The sequence below is a fragment of the Photobacterium chitinilyticum genome, from assembly GCF_004104355.1.
GTDB classification, from domain to species: Bacteria; Pseudomonadota; Gammaproteobacteria; order Enterobacterales; family Vibrionaceae; genus Photobacterium; species Photobacterium chitinilyticum.
Map to the genome: position 1 here is coordinate 1 of NZ_RJLM01000112.1, position 750 is coordinate 750.

The 750-nt window shown below is 46.0% G+C and carries 1 protein-coding gene; it reads left to right on the forward strand.

What is annotated here, in order from left to right; genetic code table 11:
- Positions 1-2: 2 nt before the first annotated feature.
- Complete coding sequence (locus EDI28_RS26110; protein WP_233353525.1) at positions 3-695, forward strand: IS6 family transposase; 693 nt, start codon at positions 3-5, stop codon at positions 693-695.
- Positions 696-750: the final 55 nt, after the last annotated feature.

Consider the following 750-nt stretch of genomic DNA (forward strand, 5'->3'; position numbering starts at 1 on the left):
TCATTCTCTGGTGCCTTCGTTGGTATGGTTCGACCCCAATGAGCTACGCGAACCTCAGCGACATGTTGGCAGAGCGGGGGATTTCGGTTAACCGTTCGACCATTTATCGTTGGTTTATTGAATATGCCCCGGCATTACGCAAGAAGTTACGCCGTCATCAATTCATCCGGACAGACTCTTCGTGGCAGCTTGATGAAACCTATGTCAAAGTGAAGGGAAAATGGCACTATCTTTACCGTGCCATCAATAAACAAGGCGAAACGCTGGATTTCTATTTCTCTCACAAACGTAATAAAGAAGCCGCATATCAGTTTCTTAGGCGCTGCCTGAGATATTACGACTTAGACAATCAGCCTAAAACGTTAAACACTGACAAGCATTCCTCATACGCCAATGCGATTGCCCGCTTGAAGAAGGAGGGACGACTGCGAGCGGATGTCGAGCAGCGGCAAGTGAAGTATCTCAATAATGGTATCGAGTCCGATCACGCTCCCATCAAGAAACTCGTTGTAGCCACCGGTGGGTTTAAAATACGAAAGCGAGCCTGGTCAACCATCCAGGGATTTGAGTCATTACGGATGGTAAACAAAGGACAGTTTGATTTTTGGCTTCGTCATGATGAACGTAAAACCATTGTGCGAGAGAGATCCGCCTTCATGAATCGTCTATTCAATGTTGAGGTTATTTACCAGTAATCATTAAGCCCATCACTGGGTAGATCTGCCTTATCTGATTATTTGCAACAAGCCG